This is a genomic window from Mesorhizobium sp. LNHC221B00, assembly GCF_000502935.1.
GTDB classification, from domain to species: Bacteria; Pseudomonadota; Alphaproteobacteria; order Rhizobiales; family Rhizobiaceae; genus Mesorhizobium; species Mesorhizobium opportunistum.
On sequence record NZ_AYWR01000003.1, the window covers coordinates 444,634 to 461,188 of the forward strand.

General features: G+C 60.3%; 12 protein-coding genes. 2 read left to right on the forward strand and 10 right to left on the reverse strand.

All coding sequences use genetic code 11. From position 1 onward, the window contains the following. Positions 1-229: 229 nt before the first annotated feature. The gene (locus tag X741_RS160150) at positions 230-1,993 is read left to right on the forward strand and encodes an adenylate/guanylate cyclase domain-containing protein (protein WP_023776690.1); all 1,764 of its coding nucleotides are present in this window, start codon (positions 230-232) and stop codon (positions 1,991-1,993) included. 22 nt (positions 1,994-2,015) lie between these two features. Here X741_RS160150 and X741_RS160145 read toward each other — a convergent pair whose 3' ends face one another. From X741_RS160145 to X741_RS160135, 3 genes are all read right to left on the reverse strand, one after another. Then, positions 2,016-3,209, reverse strand: a complete 1,194-nt coding sequence (locus X741_RS160145; RefSeq protein ID WP_245272659.1) for a hypothetical protein — start codon at positions 3,207-3,209, stop codon at positions 2,016-2,018. A 383-nt stretch (positions 3,210-3,592) separates the two neighbouring features. Beyond that, complete coding sequence (locus X741_RS160140) at positions 3,593-4,117, reverse strand: GNAT family N-acetyltransferase (RefSeq protein WP_023776692.1); 525 nt, start codon at positions 4,115-4,117, stop codon at positions 3,593-3,595. A gap of 73 nt (positions 4,118-4,190) precedes the next feature. Then, positions 4,191-5,015: a hypothetical protein gene (locus X741_RS160135; protein WP_031249831.1), complete on the reverse strand. Its 825-nt coding sequence runs from the start codon at positions 5,013-5,015 to the stop codon at positions 4,191-4,193. 205 nt (positions 5,016-5,220) lie between these two features. On the opposite strand from X741_RS160135, the gene X741_RS160130 reads away from it, so the two are divergent. Then, positions 5,221-6,636 (forward strand): adenylate/guanylate cyclase domain-containing protein, encoded by a 1,416-nt coding sequence (locus X741_RS160130; protein ID WP_023767399.1) that lies wholly within the window; start codon positions 5,221-5,223, stop codon positions 6,634-6,636. Positions 6,637-6,760: 124 nt separating this feature from the next. Here X741_RS160130 and X741_RS160125 read toward each other — a convergent pair whose 3' ends face one another. The 7 genes from X741_RS160125 to X741_RS160095 all read right to left on the reverse strand — a co-directional run bounded on the left by X741_RS160125 (position 6,761) and on the right by X741_RS160095 (position 16,464). Further along, positions 6,761-7,240, reverse strand: a complete 480-nt coding sequence (locus X741_RS160125) for a class I SAM-dependent methyltransferase (protein WP_023767398.1) — start codon at positions 7,238-7,240, stop codon at positions 6,761-6,763. Between the two features lie 174 nt (positions 7,241-7,414). Beyond that, positions 7,415-8,596, reverse strand: coding sequence for an ABC transporter permease (locus X741_RS160120; protein ID WP_031249832.1), 1,182 nt, complete (start codon positions 8,594-8,596; stop codon positions 7,415-7,417). Beyond that, positions 8,593-9,591 carry an ABC transporter permease gene (locus tag X741_RS160115; protein ID WP_023767396.1) on the reverse strand — a complete coding sequence of 333 codons (999 nt, stop codon included), beginning with the start codon at positions 9,589-9,591 and terminating at the stop codon, positions 8,593-8,595. Before X741_RS160115 ends, X741_RS160120 begins: the two co-directional genes overlap by 4 nt. A gap of 2 nt (positions 9,592-9,593) precedes the next feature. Further along, the gene (locus X741_RS160110; protein ID WP_023776695.1) at positions 9,594-11,492 is read right to left on the reverse strand and encodes an ABC transporter substrate-binding protein; all 1,899 of its coding nucleotides are present in this window, start codon (positions 11,490-11,492) and stop codon (positions 9,594-9,596) included. After that, on the reverse strand, positions 11,489-13,384 hold the full coding sequence (locus X741_RS160105) for an ABC transporter ATP-binding protein (protein ID WP_023776696.1): 1,896 nt from the start codon (positions 13,382-13,384) through the stop codon (positions 11,489-11,491). The genes X741_RS160110 and X741_RS160105 overlap by 4 nt, the downstream gene beginning before the upstream one ends. 155 nt (positions 13,385-13,539) lie before the next feature. Then, positions 13,540-14,880 (reverse strand): adenylate/guanylate cyclase domain-containing protein, encoded by a 1,341-nt coding sequence (locus tag X741_RS160100; RefSeq protein WP_023776697.1) that lies wholly within the window; start codon positions 14,878-14,880, stop codon positions 13,540-13,542. Between the two features lie 237 nt (positions 14,881-15,117). Then, a complete protein-coding gene (locus tag X741_RS160095) occupies positions 15,118-16,464 on the reverse strand; it encodes a nucleotide sugar dehydrogenase (RefSeq protein WP_023776698.1) in 1,347 nt (448 codons plus the stop codon). Between the last annotated feature and the right edge of the window lie 91 nt (positions 16,465-16,555).

Below are 16,555 nucleotides of genomic sequence, written 5' to 3' on the forward strand. Positions count from 1 at the left end.
CCTCACTAGGGGCCGTGACGGCGTGTTCTCCCTACGCATTTCCCGGCCCGTGTATTCACAAGCATGAACCCATAGCCGTCGATGGGCAAGCGGCAGCGCAAATGGGCATCGGGCGATCGGGTGGGACCTGTGACAGCGCGCAGCCAATTCGGTTCTGCGTGGCTGTCGGTTGCGAAAGTTCCCTCTTGGTTCGGTCTTCCTGCTATCGTGAAGATAAGGAGACGGACCCTTGAGCGAGAATCGTAAGCTAGCCGCAATTCTAGCTGCGGATGTGGTCGGATATAGCCGGCTCGCGAGCGCGGACGAAGATCGTACATTGGCGAGGTTGCGGGCACTGCGCAGCGACCTGATCGATCCGATCATCGCAGTGCACCACGGCCGGGTGATCAAGCGCACTGGCGATGGGGCGCTGGTTGAGTTCCGCAGTGTGGTGGATGCCGTGCGATGCGCCATAGAGGTTCAGAATGGTATGGTTGAGCGCAATGCCGGCGTGCCGCAAGACCGCCGTATCGAGTTCAGGATCGGCATCCATCTGGGAGATGTGGTCGAAGAAAGCGACGGCGACCTGATGGGCGACGGCGTCAACATCGCTTCGCGTTTGGAGGGACTCGCGGCGGCCGGCGCCATCTGCCTGTCCGAGGATGCCTATCGCCAGGTCAAGGCCAGGCTCGACCTCTCCGTCAGCGATCTCGGCAGCACACAGCTCAAGAACATCGCCGAGCCGATCCGGGTCTATTCGCTCCAAGTTGGCAGCGCCGGGACCGCCATCCCGGAAAGCGCAACTAGCCGGCCGGCTGCGGCAGTGCCGCCGAAGCTGTCGATCGCCGTGCTGCCGTTCGCCAACATGAGCGGTGACGCCGAACAGGACTACTTCGCCGACGGCATCTCCGAGGATATCATCACGGCCCTGTCCAAACTGTCGCAGCTCTTCGTCATCGCACGCAATTCGTCGTTCACCTTCAAGGGCCAGAACGTCGGTGTGCAGGAGGTGGGCACGAAACTCGGCGTGCGGTATGTTCTTGAGGGTAGCGTACGCAAGTCGGGGAACCGGGTGCGCATCACCGCGCAGCTCATCGACGCAACCTCGGGCGGCCATCTTTGGGCGGAGCGGTTCGATCGCGACCTGACCGACATATTCGCCGTGCAGGACGACGTGACGCAACAGATCGTCGGCGCGCTGGCGCTTAATCTGACCGCGGGTGATCGGCAGCGGCTGGCTACCGAGTACCCGCGCAACACGGAGGCGTATGACTATTTCCTGCGGGGCAGGGAGCTGTGGCACCGGCTGACAAGGGAGACGAACGTCGCGGCTCGCGACCTCTTGCAACGTGCCATCGAACTTGACCCGAAATTTGCCTCTGCCCACGCATTCCTGGCCCTTACCCACGGCATCGATTACCTGAACCGGTGGGGTGCGTCGCCCCCGGAATCGATGACGCAAGCGGAAGAGGCCGCAACGCGAGCGGTAATGCTGGATGGCAGCGATCCCTGGGCGCACTGGGCGCTTGCTATTGTCAAGCTGTACACACGGCGACACGATGGGGCCATCGACGAGGCCGAGCGCGCGCTAGTCCTCAATCCGAACTTCGCCGAAGCGCACGTTGCCCTCGGCGAGGCGTTGTACTATTCGGGCAGATCCGAAGACGCCGTCGAGAGTTTTGCCCGGGGGAAAACCTTGAATCCATATTTCCCGGATGTGCTTCTCCACTTTCAGGCTTTGGCCTTGTTTCAACTTGGAAGGTACGAAGAGGCCGCTGACCTCTTGATGCAACGGCTGGCTCGCAACGCTGTCACCGACGTCTCGCGGGCGCTTCTGGCCGCCAGCTACGGCCATCTGGGCCGTTTCGCCGAGGCCCAAGCGGCATGGCAGGAGGTGCTTCGCGTCAATCCTGACTATTCGCTGGAATACCGTCGCAAAGTCCTGCCCTACAAGAACCCTGCCGATTTCGAACTCATGGTGGAGGGGCTCCGCAAGGCCGGTATAGAGCAATGACAGGTGAGGCCATGCGGCGGGATCAGACGCTGTAGGCTTGGCCGATCTTGCGCCATCGCGCGTTTTCGCGAATCAGTTTCAGGTTGTCGGTGGCCTCGGCAAATGTCCGCGAACGGTATTGCCGGAGCAGGTCCGCGAAGAGCGCCCCTTCCGGCAGGCCGGCAAGCTGCTCGCGGACCGAAATCTTTTCATCGATGACCCGGGTGCCCCAAGCATTTTCCCTTACCTGCAGCTCCGCAGCCAGATCACGCTCTTCCGATGCGGTTTCGTCCAACGCAGCTAGGAGGATCGAGTGGAAAAGCGCTACATAGCCAATCTGTCTCAGGCCGCCGACAACCCGCACCCGCGGCAAGATGGCGAGAACCAGGAACGTCAGGAACAAGTTCGGCAGCAGCACGCCGTCCAGCAGCGCCTGCCTAAGATGTGGCCGCTCGAACGGGATGGAAAGACCATGCGGCTTGTCAGGCTCGATCAGGTTCCCGTTCTCAAGAACGAGCTTGCGCACGCGCTCCTCGCGGATGCCCCAGAAATAGTCCGTGGCATTGGGGAGGAACCTGCCGAATGGACCCGATGCCGCCTCTTGCAAGGCATGTTCGAGGCGCCGGCGTCTTGCGGGTTCGATGAGCAGCCTGGAAAGAAGACTGCCGTCATGTCGTAGATGCCGCGCCATGGCAGCCGCGGCGAGCCGATCATCGATGAAAACCGGCAGGGCCATGCCGGAGCGATCCCAATTGGCGACCAGATCCTCGTTCAGCGCTGTTATGGCATCGGCGGCGGTTCCAAAGACCTTATCCTGGTGGGCAAGCAGTGTACCTAGCCAGCGGCTGGCATCCGTTTCATCGCCCACCGCTTCGAGCGCGCGCTTGTTGAGGGAGACGGGACCGGCCGCGCAGGCGCTTTTGCGGCACAGCTTGTGGCGCCCCATGCCAAACAGGTTGACCTTGTCGTCACCGACATGGAGCCATCCGGGCCCCTCCCGGCCAATTGTCTCCATGGTCATCGTCGTTCCCATGAAGCCGACGAAGGCTGACAGCTCGTTTTCGACCGCGCCGAGCCAGGCAAACAGGAGGGAATCGAAGGTGATCCGATCCATCAGAAGCAGGCAGTGCAGACCGGACTGGATCACCGGTCTGTACTCGAACTCATCGAGGGTCTTGCCGATCTCCTCAGGCTGCATAATTACACCGAGGCGCTGATGCAGGACTTCGCGCAGCATCGAGCGGGCAGCGATCGCCGGGCCCGATACGGGCCTTGCCACCGGGCGCCACAGCTGGCGGGCGTAGTCGGAAACCGGCGCATTCCAGTTCTGCTCGATGTCACGCACGACTTCCGGGCAGAGCAGCGACAGCACAGCCAGAATTTCCGCCGGAGGCGCAGGGGTTGGATCAAAGACGTCGGTCATCGGTCCCGTCTAACCGCTTGCGGGGCAAACGCCAAGTGAGAGCGGATCCGGCACGAATTGTCTACGTCAACGCCATAAACTGGGTTGTGAGAGATGATGCAATGAGCCTCAGATTGCGTGTTGTCGCTGTCCCGGCACTCCGAGGATACCTGCTGTCGACCGCGCTCGTGTCGCCAGCACGTTGATAAAAGCGGATCTTAGAACCGCAGCCGGGCCATGCTCAGGAGGTCGCGGTACTGGCCGTCGGTAAAACCGGCCTTCACATGCCGGCCTTCGACCTCGAAGCCGTGGCTGGTGTAGAGGTGGATGGCGGGTTCGTTGTCGACATAGACGCTCAATTCGACCCGCTTCAGGGCGCGCCAGTTGTCGGCCACGTCAAGCAGCGCGCCAAGTATGGCCGAGCCGATGCCCCTGCCGACAAAGCCATCGTCAAGGCCGATATTAATCTCGCCGATATGCGAACGGCGCGGCGAACCCTGCGCGACCAGGCTGCCATGGCCGACGACCTTGCCGTCCAGCTCGGCAACGATCCAGGTGGTTTCCTGGCCGGACTTGGCGATGCGCCGCTCAACCTGCTCCACCATCTCGAACGGCATCCTGAGCGTGCCCCAGCGAAAGCCTGGCATGTTGAAGATGGCGCAAAGCGCCTCGGCATCGCCTGGCCGGACGGCCCGGAGCTGCGGCTGGATTTTCTCCACTGATGGTGAGGTCGTGCTGGTCATGGCTTTCCTGGCGATGCAATCGGCCCTACACGATGCACCGGACGTCACCTGAAAATCCAGCCGTCTCTGCCGCCTATGCTGTCGATTGCGAACCAAAATACCGAGAGGCGGTGTAGAGTTTTAAGGCGCCGCTGATGCCGATCCAGCCGAAAAGGGCGAGCCAGCTCCATGTAGCGGCCGCCGTCCAGTCGATCCGGTGCACCGCGCCGTCGGTGATGACGAGGCCAAGGATGGAAAGCAGGCCGACCAGAAATTGCGCCAAGCCTAGCACCAGCAATTCTTCGCGCGGGGCGCTTTTCCAAATAAGGTAGGTGCCGCCAGCTCCGGCGAGGAAGATGGCGCTGTAGACCTGGGCGTGAAAGGGATCGACCGTCCATGGCCAGGTGCTGCTGACCATAGCGGGAAACAGCAACATGCCCAAGCCATAGAGCCAAAGGACCGCCGTTTCCGCCAACATGTAGCTGCGCCATGCCGGGCTCGGGGTCACGCCATTTGCTGACTGGCGGCCCCTGGCCCGCCACAGGAACAGCCCCGATATCGCGACCGAACCAAGATAGACCAGAAACCAGAGCCAGGCCGCTTTTCGCTCGAAGTTGAAATAGCCGAGATTGATCAACGAAACCGCCGACACTATGAGGGTGAAGATGAACGCCATGACCAGCACGAGCCTGCCCGGCGACCAGCGATTCCAGAATAAGAGCGCCGCCATCACTGCCATTTCGGCGGTGTAGAAGCCGCCGAGAAAGCGGGCACTGAACGGCGTGACGGGCCAGGGCCAGCGCGGCTTGACCAGCGCAGGCGCGAAAAACAGGCCGGCGCCGACGATGAGGACGATAATGACCCCTGCCGAGAAAAGCCGTAGCGCCGCGGGAAGTGGCGGGTTGTCGGATGTCGGCACGGGAGAATGCCCCAAAGATGAATGCCCCATGCACCCACCCTAGCGCCGCTTGCGGCCGGTGAAAATCCGCCGCATGCAAATTGAGCTGTCATCAGATCTATCCATTCGAATGGCCGTTCGATCCCTTTCGACGTAAGATGGGGTGCGCGGACCGAAGCCCGGTCCGGCCAATACGCCTCGGGGCGCATTTTCCGGAGCCTGCACGATGACCGAAGCTCAGGATCTTTTCTCACTTCTGCGGCAATCGACCGATGTCGATCCGCAGGCAATCGATGCGATCCGGCGAACCATCGCCGAGGGCAAGGACCGCGAGCTTTGCCGCATCAATGCGCTGGCCTTCGCCAGCAAGAATGGCGTCGACGAGGAACGCACCATCAGCGCCTTTCTGCATGCGGCGCGGGTGGGCATCTTCGACATCTCCTGGAATGTTCTGTGCCCCGGCTGCGGCGGCGTGCTCGACACCAACGCCACGCTGAAAACCATGCAGAAGGACGAATACACCTGCGCGCTGTGCTCCGAGGGTTATTCGCCAACCCTCGACGAGATGGTCGAGGTGACATTCACCGTCAGTCCACGCATACGCAAGATTGCCGCCCACACTCCACACGAACTGCCGTTGGTGGAATATTTCCGCCAGATCTACTTAGCGTCCGGCGCCGATCTGCCGGAAGAAGATTTGGCGGAGAAGATGGAAGCGTTCGCGCTGGAGGATATCGAGCTTGCGCCCGGTGAAAAGGCGGTTCTGCCCATACAGCTTCCGCCTGAATTCGTCATCGTGTTCGAGCCGGTCACGCATTCAGCGCAGTTCATCGATGCTAAGGGCGAACCAACAAAGGAGCGCCGAAGCCTCTCCTTGGTTTTCGACCGCGACCATGTCCAGAACCAGACGTTGGAGATGCAACCAGGCCCTTTGCGCATTTCCCTGGAAAACAGGACCGACACCCGCGTGCTGCCGACGGTCTTCATCGCAGGCCACGCATTGCATGATTTCCTGGGCAAGCGCCGGCCCTTCCTGACCGCCAAGCGCTTGCTCACCAACCAGACGTTTCGCGATCTCTATCGCACGGACACGCTCGACATCAACCAGCGGCTGAAGATCACCAGTCTGACCTTCCTGTTCACCGACCTGCGCGGATCGACCGAGCTTTACGAGCGGGTGGGCGATCTGTCAGCCTTCGATCTGGTGCGCGAGCATTTCCAGGTGCTGCACGAGATCGTCGCGGCCGAGGCGGGCGCGGTGGTGAAGACGATCGGCGATGCGGTGATGGCGACCTTCGCGACACCTGATCGTGCGGTGGCCGCGGCCCTCAGGATGCGCGATGCCATGCGTGGGCTCAATGAAAAAAGCGGCCGCGAGGACCTGCTGCTCAAGATCGGAGTCCATGCCGGCCCTTGCATCGCCGTGTCCATGAACGAGCGGCAGGACTATTTTGGCCAGACGGTCAACATTGCTTCACGGGTCCAGAACCTCGCCAACGCACAGGCGATCTTCGCCACCCGCGCGGTGGTCGACGACAATCTCACCGCCGATCTGTTGCGCAGGAACGCGCTGACGCCCGTGCCTCACGAAGTCTCGCTGCGCGGCATTGAGCGGGAGATCGCGGTATATACAATCCCCTGAGGAATTTCAGAGCAATTCCTGGACAAGCGTGAAATGGTTTCCGGGAGAATGGCTACGCTTTCGCTTGGCAATTGCGTTAAAACAAGAAGCTGGAGCAGCGTCTCCGTGAAGCGCTCTCGGCTGCTCACAAGCGCTTGCAGAGGAAATAACGATCGGCAGGCTCCGACGTCGGCGCCGGAAGGCGTTGCAGCAGCGGGTGATCGAGCGGCGTGCCACTGACCGCGAAGCCGCCAACGCGAAGCAGGCTCGCAATCAGATCGGGAAGCCAAGTAGCGGTCACTGCATCGCGATCATCATAGCCGGTGCCGATGTCGGCATGAACAAGGGCGGCTTCGATGCCAATGAACTTGCGGCCGGTTTCGCGTATTTCGCCGAGCACGAGGTTTTCAGCTTCGGGAATTGAGCTGGCGTGTGCGCCGACTTCGCGGTCAAACACCACGATCCGGCGCCCGGGCAGGCGCTCGCGCAGATGGTGAAACGTCCGGCCATTGCCGAGGCCAAGCTCGAGCACCAGCCCTTCCATCTTCGCCACCTCGGGGCAGACGTAATCGAGAATGTCACGCTGTGCGGTCATCCTGCTGATGAAATTCTCGAGACGACTCATATGCTTTGTGTGTCCTCAACCAGATCAAGAGATCGGTAATGCCCGTGATTAAACCCCGATCGCGCCTCGCCGCATATAGAGGCCGACGATGGACACTGCAACCACCAAACAGGCTGCCGACGAGGGTCGTACCGGGTGGACTTGGCGGCCCGGCGGGCGTCGTAATAGGCGATGTCATTTGTATGGGTCTGCCGCGTCCCGCAAGCCGTCGCCAAGGAAGTTGAACGCCAAGATGACGAGAACAACGGGCAACATCGGCAAAAGCAGCCATGGATAGAACGCGATCACGCTGACGCTGCGCGCCTCCGTTAGCAGGATGCCCCAACTGGTTGTCGGTGGCCTCAGGCCCAGCCCAAGGAAGCTCAGCGCCGTCTCGCCCAGGATCATGCCGGGTATGGAGATCGTCGCCGTCGCGATCAAATGCGACATGAAGCCGGGAATGAGGTGCCGCCGGATAATGCGGCTGCTGCTGGCGCCCATCAATTGCGCGGCCAGAACGTAGTCCTCCTCGCGTAAAGCCAGAAGCTTTGAACGCACGGCCCGCGCCAGCCCGGTCCAGTGGAGCAGCCCGAGGATGACGGTGATGCCGAAATAGATCAGGATTGGACTCCAGGTTATCGGCATGATCGCCGCCAGAGCCAGCCATAGCGGAATGCTGGGGATCGATTGCAGAACTTCGATTATCCGTTGAACGATCAGGTCGAAGATACCGCCGTGATACCCAGCCAGTCCGCCTATGACAATGCCGAGCAGGAAGCTGAAACTGATGCCGACAAGGCCGATTGTCAGTGAAATGCGTGCGCCATAGATGATACGCGAGAGCACATCGCGCCCCAGCCTGTCAGTGCCGGCCAGAAAGAGTTGGCCCTTTTCGGCAGGACAGAAGAAATGCCTGTCACCTTCGACGAGGCCCCAGAACCGGTAACTGTCGCCCTTGCAGAAGAAGCGAATCCGCTGAACATCATCCGGTTCGTCGATATAGTTGCGCTTGAGTGTGTCCATATCCAGCGTCATCTGGCGACCATAGACGAATGGCCCGATAAGCTGGCCGTTGTGGAACAGGTGTACCCGCTGCGGCGGCGAATAGACGTAGTCCATGTTGCGCGTGTGCAGATTGTAGGGCGCCAGGAATTCGCAGATCAGTATCCCGAAATAGAGCGCTGCCAGAAATATGCCGGATGCAAGGGCAAGCCGGTGCCGGCGGAATTTCCACCACATCAGCCGCAACTGCGACGCCTGAAAGACCTTCGACTGCTCCGCCGTCATCGCCTCGACAGATTGCAGGTCAAAGGGCGCGATGGAAACATAGTGTTGCAGTGGGGCACCCGGAGCGGGCAGGGGCGATTGCTTGTTCATTTGGTGCTGCCGCCCTGCAAGCGAATTCGTGGATCAAGCAGCGCCAGCGCCAGGTCGGAAATCAGGACACCGATCACGGTCAGAAAGGCAAGAAACATCAGGAAAGACCCTGCCAAATACATATCCTGGCTTTGCAGCGCTCTGATCAGCATCGGGCCCGTCGTTTCCAAAGATAGCACTATCGCGGTGATTTCGGCACCGGAGATGATGGCCGGCAGGATAGAGCCGATGTCGGAAATGAAGAAATTTAGCGCCATGCGCAGCGGATATTTGACGAGCGCCCTGAAGGGATGAAGGCCTTTGGCGCGCGCGGTCACGACATATTGCTTGTGAAGCTCATCGAGCAGATTGGCGCGCAGCCGCCGGATCATGCTTGCCGTGCCACCGGTGCCGATGATCAAGACCGGGATCCACAGATGGGCGAGGATGGACTTCGCCTTGGCCCAGCTCATCGGCTCACTGAGATATTGCGGGTCCATGAGATGACCGATGGAGGTGCCGAACCAGATGTTGGCGAAATACATCAGGATCAGCGCCAGCATGAAATTCGGAATGGCCAGGCCGAGAAGCCCGAACAGAGTAAGGCCGTAGTCGCCCCAACTGTATTGATGTGTGGCGGAGTACATGCCGATCGGAAAGGCGATGAGCCAGGTGAAGATGATCGTGACGAAGGAAACCAGCACGGTCAGCCACATTCGGTCCCCGACGACGTCGCGAACCGGCAGCTCATATTCGAAGGAATAGCCGAAATCGCCGTGCAGCATCCCGCCGACCCAGTAGAAGTAGCGAATGACCGGCGGCTGGTCGAAACCATATTCCTTCCGCATCATTTGGATGCGGTCGGAATCTACCGCTTCGCCCTGGGCTCGAAGCTCGGAAACATAGCTGTCGAAGTAATCGCCTGGGGGAAGCTCGATGATCGTGAACACCAGCGCCGATATGATCAGCAGCGTTGGTACCATCACAGCGATGCGCCAGACAATATATCGAAACACGCTCAGGACTCTCCAAGCCAGAATGTATCGGGCATGTAGACACCGAAATAGGCGGTCGGGTCATAGCCGTAGAGCGCCTTGTCAGGCAGATTGCGCAGCCGTGAGGACGCCAGAACCGGCTGATGCGTTCCATTCACCGTGCCGATCGAAAACACCTGATCGGTATAGATCGACAGCATTGAATTCCAGATCTCGGCGCGCTCCGCGGCCTCGGTCGATGCGTTCCAGCGCTTGAGCAGAGCCATCAACTCGACCACAGGCGGAAGATCGGGCGCCTCACCGAGCGTGCCACGAGACAGGTAGTGAGCGCCCCACAGCGGCCATTGCAGCTGGTCGTCGATGGTGGGGGCCAACTGGTACGGATTCATGTCGGAGGTCGGCACGCCATTGTCGATGCCCGACCACATTGACATCATGATCTGGCCGCCAAGCGCGCGGCTGCGGAAGATGTCGCGCTGCGAAGTCCGGACGAACAGGGCGATGCCGATATGGCGCCAGTGATCGGTGATGAGTTCGAGCGCGTCGGTTTCCAGCGTGCTTTCGCCGGCCGTTTCCACTATGATCTGCGCCGGGCGTCCATCGGGAAGTACACGCAGACCATCATCGTCGCGTTTTTGAAGCCCGACCTCGTCGAGCAGCGCGTTGGCTTGGTCGGGATCATGGGCGACCCAGGCCTTCGCGAATTCCGGCCGGTAGAGCGGGCTCTCCGGCAGAACCGTATCGGCACTTTCCCGCGCTAATCCGTAGAATACAGCCAAATTGATCTCCCGCCTGTCCACAGCGAGGGAAAGGGCGCGGCGCACGCGCACGTCACGAAAAAGGCTACGCCATACCTGGTCGGCACAATTCAGATTGGGCAGCAGCGCCAGCCGGGAACCCTGTGTGCGTTTCCAGAGATGCATCTTCACCGGGTAACGCTTCTCCGTATCCTTCAGGAACGAGTAATCAGCGAAGTCGATGCCCATGCTTTGCAGGTCGCTCTCACCCGCACCGGTCTTGGCGGAAATGATCGCCGACGAGCTGACATTCAAGACAAACTGGTCAACATAGGGCAACTGCCTGCCATTCTCGTCTATTCTATGAAAGAACGGGTTTCGCTCGAAGATGAACTGCTCAGCCGGCGGCTTGGTCCGGTTCTGCCAGGGATCGAGCGTCGGCAACTCCGGGTTCTCCGGGCGATACTGCCGCGACATGCGGATATGCAGGAGCGTCCATTTCTGGACCCGGTTCTCCGTCATTAGGCCGGCGAGCCGGAACGGATCTTGGTATTTCTTGTGGAACTGCTTGAGATAGGCGGCTGGCAGAACAAGCGATAGCGGCGAGGCAGCAGCGAGCTTGGGCAGGAAGTCGGGATTTGGCGCCTCCCAACTGTAGCGGACCGTCAACGGGTCGACGATCTCGAAGCGTGGCGGCTTGCCATCTGCCATCAGGCCCGGAGCAAGCCCGCCTGGCGAAAGCTCATCGTTCAGCCAGACATCTTCCCAGCAATAGCGGAAATCTTCCGACGTCAACAGGCTGCCGTCAGACCATTTATGTCCTTCCCGCATCTTGAATGTGAAGACACGATCATGCGCTACGTCGAAACTTTCGAGGATGTCGGGTTGCATGTTAAGCTTTTCGTCATAGCCGACCAGGCGAGCATACCCATAGATCGTCATTATCCGGATATCTTTCTGGCTGCCGATGATCGTGCGCAGCGTGCCGCCATACTGGCCGGGATGCCGGCCCATCGCAGCCAGATTCAATACGCGCGGACTCTTGGGCAGGCGTTCGGCGAGTGCCGGCAGCGCCCTGGCCTTCAGCTGCGGCTGAAGGAACTCCGGCTCCAGATCGCCTGCGCGTAACGTGCCCGGCACAAATGCCGAAGCCACGAGCCCAAGGACGGTGCGCCGGCTGATCAAGGCCGTAGCTCGCTGACATGGGCCGAACGTCGGGCCAGCACGAGGTGGCCGCCGCCAAGGTCGAGCGGCGACAGCACATCCTCGTCGCCCTCGTCCCGGAATTGCGGTCCCCATGCGCTCCTGTCGGAAGCACCGCTGAGCTTCAGCGTCTTGAAATCCATCGGCCTATCGAGATCGGGAAACGGCACTGCGGCGACCAGTGAGCGCGTGTAGGGATGGACCGGTTTCCTGAGCAGAATTTCGCGCGGCGCAAGCTCGACGATACGCCCGCCGCACATCACCGCGATGCGGTCTGCCATGTAGTCCACCACAGCGAGGTTGTGGGAGATGAATAGGTAAGTCAGGCCCAGTTCCTTCTGCAGGTCCTTCAGGAGGTTCAGAATCTGCGCCTGGACAGAGACATCGAGCGCTGAAACCGGCTCGTCGCAGATCAGCAGTTCAGGCCCCAGCGCCAACGCGCGCGCGATGCCGATACGCTGCCGCTGCCCACCGGAGAAACTGTGCGGATAACGCTTGATGAAGCGCGGATCGAGCCCGATTGCTTGCATAAGGCTCTTCACCGTGGCTAGTCGGGACGCGGCATTGCCTCGTTGATGGATTTCCAACGGCTCGCTCAAGATGTTCTCCACCGTCATGCGAGGTGAAAGCGATGAAACCGGATCCTGAAAGACCATCTGGATTTTCGCGCGCAGCAGGCGCAGGGCGCCTCTGTCGCCTCCCAACACATCGATCGGTCCATCGCGGCCATTGAAAAGCACAGAGCCGCCGCTAGGCGTGACAGCTCGCATGAGCATCTTGCTGACGGTGGTTTTGCCGGAGCCGCTTTCGCCGACCAGACCCAGGCACTCACCCCGCATGATATCGAAGCTCACGCCGTCCACGGCGCGAACAGGCGTTTGATGATCGCCGCCGAACCATCCCGACTTGCGGATGGTGAAGGTTTTTGTCAGATTCCTGACCGATAGCAGGATGTCGTGGGCCCCCTTCGATGCCGGCGCCGTCTGTTTGCCAAGCAGGTTCTCGACATTCACCGGCACCTCGCGCAGCGCCTTTAGCCGTTCACCAGGCTTCAGGTCGAAATGCGGAACGGCTGCCATAAGGCCCTTCAGGTAAGGGTGACCTGGCCGGCGGAATATCGCCTCGACAGGTCCCGCTTCCATGATCTCGCCATGGTAAATGACGACCACCTCGTCGGCGACATTCGCGACCACGCCCAGATCGTGGGTGATCAGCAGCATGGCCATATTCAGCTTGCTCTGAAGCTCGCGCAACAATTGCAGGATTTGCGCCTGGATGGTGACGTCCAACGCCGTCGTCGGCTCGTCGGCGATCAACAGGGCGGGCCGGCAGATAAGCGCCATGGCGATCATGGCGCGCTGACGCAATCCTCCCGAAAGTTCAAACGGATACATGTCATAGGCGCGCTTGGGATCGGGAAAGCCGACGAGGCTGAGCATTTCCTCGGTCCGCGCCCTGCGCTCTGCCCGAGGCATGGGCGTGTGGATCTGCAGCGATTCGCTGACCTGGTTGCCGATCGTGTGCAGCGGCGAAAGCGATGTCATCGGCTCCTGAAAGATCTTGCCGATGCGGCTGCCTCTCAACGCCCGGATTTCGGGTCCATCGCGCGGCATCTGCAGGATATCCTGTGTCGTGCCGGGCTTTTCAGGATCGGAAAATAGGATACGGCCACGAACATGGGCTGTGTTCGGCAAAATGCCCATCACTGCCTGGCTGAGAACCGATTTTCCGGAACCGGACTCGCCGACAAGCGCGGTAACCTTGCCGGGGAGGACGCGAAAATTTGCCCGCCTGACGGCATGCAAGGGTCCCCCGATAATGGCAAAAGAGATGCCAACATCTTCGACCCGCAGTAGATCAACGCCCGAATTCATGCTTACACCGGCCCAGTTTGCCGGCCTGCCGGGCGGCAGACCAGAACGCGAGACTAGCGTATTGCAGGCTTAGAGCAACTTGGATTCGAAACGGTTGCCGGTGGCGAATCGGGCGACCGGACATCAACAAGGCGTTCGGATCAGATTGGGGCGGGCTACTGGAGCTTCCTCGGGTCGCCCGGCGACAGCCGTGCAGCATCGCGATGAAGCAGCATGACCTGCTCTGCCTCCGATCTCCGGTCGTAGATCGCCTCCAGCGCACCCTCTTCATCGAGTGCGAGAGCGCCCGACAGATCGGGTGAAAGCACCGTCAGCTTCTGCTTGAGCCCCGCCAGTTCCTCGCTGCCGAGCGTCAGCCAGCTGTTGGCGCCGCAATAGCTCGCGAAGTCCTTGCTGGCGAGAACGCGGTGCGGGTATTTCTTGGTCAGGGTCTGGAGACGCTGGACCTCGTTTACAGCCGAGCCAAACACAGAGAATGTGAGCCGGTCGGTAAGCCCGACATTGCCGAACATCACGTTGCCGACATGCAGGCCGATGCCAAATTTTATGTCGGACAACCCTTTTTCCTTTCGTCGCAGATTGAGCTCCATCATGCGCGCGGTGGCCTTGTGCGCTGCCGCCAGAGCCGCCTGGCAGGCGATCTCGGACTGCGAGCGATGCCTTTCGCAAGGATAGACGGCAATGAAGCCATCCCCTATGAAACTCATGATCTGCCCGCCTTTGCGATTGAAAGGTGCAGCAATGGCGTCGAAAAACTGGTTCAGCGTGTCGATGTAGATTTCGCGGCCCGAAGTTTCGGCAAGCCGTGTCGACCCGCGCATATCGGCCATGACCAGTGCGGCCCGGATTGTGTCGCCCTCGCCGCGCTTGATCTGGCCGTCCAGCACGCGTCTGCCGGCGTCGCCGCCGAGATAAGTGGTCATCATGTTGTCGGCCAGCTTGGTAAGCACCGCCATTTTGGTTGCGATGGCGAGATGGTTTTGGATACGCAGCAGCGCCGAAATCATGCTGTCGCTGAAACCTGAGGCACTGTCGGTCGACCAGGATCCGATCATGCCCTGACTGGTATTGCCGTTGAAGGGATGGACGAAAGCCATGTAATCGGTCACGCCCATAAGCCTGAGTTCATCGAAGACAGGAAATTCCGAGGGGACCGACGGGTCGAGACGACGCCGCAGATGGTCGAGCTTGTTGCTGAGCAGATGGTAGTATGGGCTGGTCAGGAACCTGTCGGAATGAACGCCGTCCTTTTTGCGGAAGCCTTCCACTTCCATGCCCTGGCCGCGAATCCAGGTGAAGCCAAGCGCGTCATAGAGCGGATGAAGCATCGAAAAGCTCAAATGCACCCGCTTCAGCGGCAGGCCGGCAGCAGCCAGCCGCTCGCAAAACCCCTTTACCAATGTTTCCAGCTCGTCGCCCGCCAGCGCCGACTGAGTAAGCCAGTCGGCAACCTTATCCATGAGAATTGTGGAAATTTCTGCTCGCGCCATGCTCATACCACCTCGAAACCCGTCGACTTCGATCCGCCATAACACAGTCCGCCAGAGACCCAAAGATACCCTAGGTCAACGGTCGCGTGCGGCGGCAAAGGCGAAGGAATTCCCGAATGACTGTCGTTGCAACCAAGGAACAGGCTTAACCGCATTCATGCCTTGCGGCTTTATGTGGCGAAGCTGCGGCCGGAGTGCAATCACGTTCCTGACATTCGCAAAAAGTTGCCGGCTGGGGCGCTGTCAGGCCTTCACCACCGTCTCTCGGAGCAGCCCGAGACGCCCAAAAACATTGCGTGTGTCGACGATCAGAAGGGCATGATCAGCAATGGCCTGATAGTCGATCGCGTCATGGTCGGTTGCAACGACGACAGCATCGAAATCCTTCACCGCCGCCTCGGTCAACTCGACCGAACGGCGCCCCCTGATGGCCATATGCTCTCGTGTGGTCGGGATCTCGGGAACATGCGGATCGTGGAATTCCGCCTTGCCGCCCCATTCCTCGATGAGTTCGATGAGCCGCAATGAGGGGCTTTCGCGGATGTCGGGCACATTCTTCTTGTAGGCGAGCCCGATGATGAGAATGCGCGAGCGGCTGAGCGCCTTGCCGCAGCGCCGGTCCAGCGCTTTGGCAAGTTCATCGACCACGTGACGCGGCATAGCCGTGTTAATCTCTGCCGCCAGCTCGATGAAGCGGGTCGGCAGTTCATATTCGCGCGCCTTCCACGTCAGGTAGAAGGGATCGATTGGAACGCAGTGCCCGCCCAATCCGGGGCCAGGATAAAAAGGCATGTAGCCGAAGGGCTTGCTCTTGGCCGCCTCGACCACCTCCCAGATGTCGATGCCCATCGCGCCGAGCACAACCTTCAATTCGTTGACGAGGGCTATGTTGACTGAACGGAAGATATTTTCCGTCAGCTTGACTGCCTCGGCGGTCGCCGTGCTGGAAACCGGAACGACGGTTTTGACCACGCCTTGGTAGAAGGCCTGCACGAGCGTCGCCGCTTCAACGCCGTCACCTGCCACGACCTTGGGGATCGTCGCGACTTCAAAGTTGCGGTTGCCGGGATCCTCGCGTTCGGGCGAGAAGCCAAGAAAGAAGTCTATCTTCGACCGCAAGCCGGTTTCTTCCAGTATGGGCTTGAGCACATCGTCGGTGGTGCCGGGATAGGTGGTAGATTCCAGCACGACGAGGTGGCCGAGACGCAGATGCTTTGCGATGATGCCAGTCGTGTTCCTGACAAAGGAGAGGTCCGGCTCACGGTTCTTCGTCAGCGGTGTCGGAACGCAGATGATGATGATGTCGCAGGTTGACAGTTCGGCAAAATCCGCCGTGGCGCGGAACCGTCCACTCGCCACGTGGCCGGCAAGGGCAGTCGACGTCACCGCCTCAATGTAGGATTGGCCGCTGTTCAGGCTCTCGACCTTCTGGGCTTCTATGTCGAAACCGAAAACGGGGAAGCCGGCGCGTGCGACCGCAATTGCCAGCGGCAACCCCACATAGCCCAATCCGATCACGCCGATTTGCGCGGCCTGGGTCGAGATACGGTTCAGCAGACAGTCATATGCCGAAGATCGTGAAGCGTCCAAATCTGCTTTCCCGTTAATTGGGACAGGCTGGCCGGTGCCATGCGCGGCTTACCAGTCCCACAGAACCATGGCCGAGGCATATTGCGGAAAG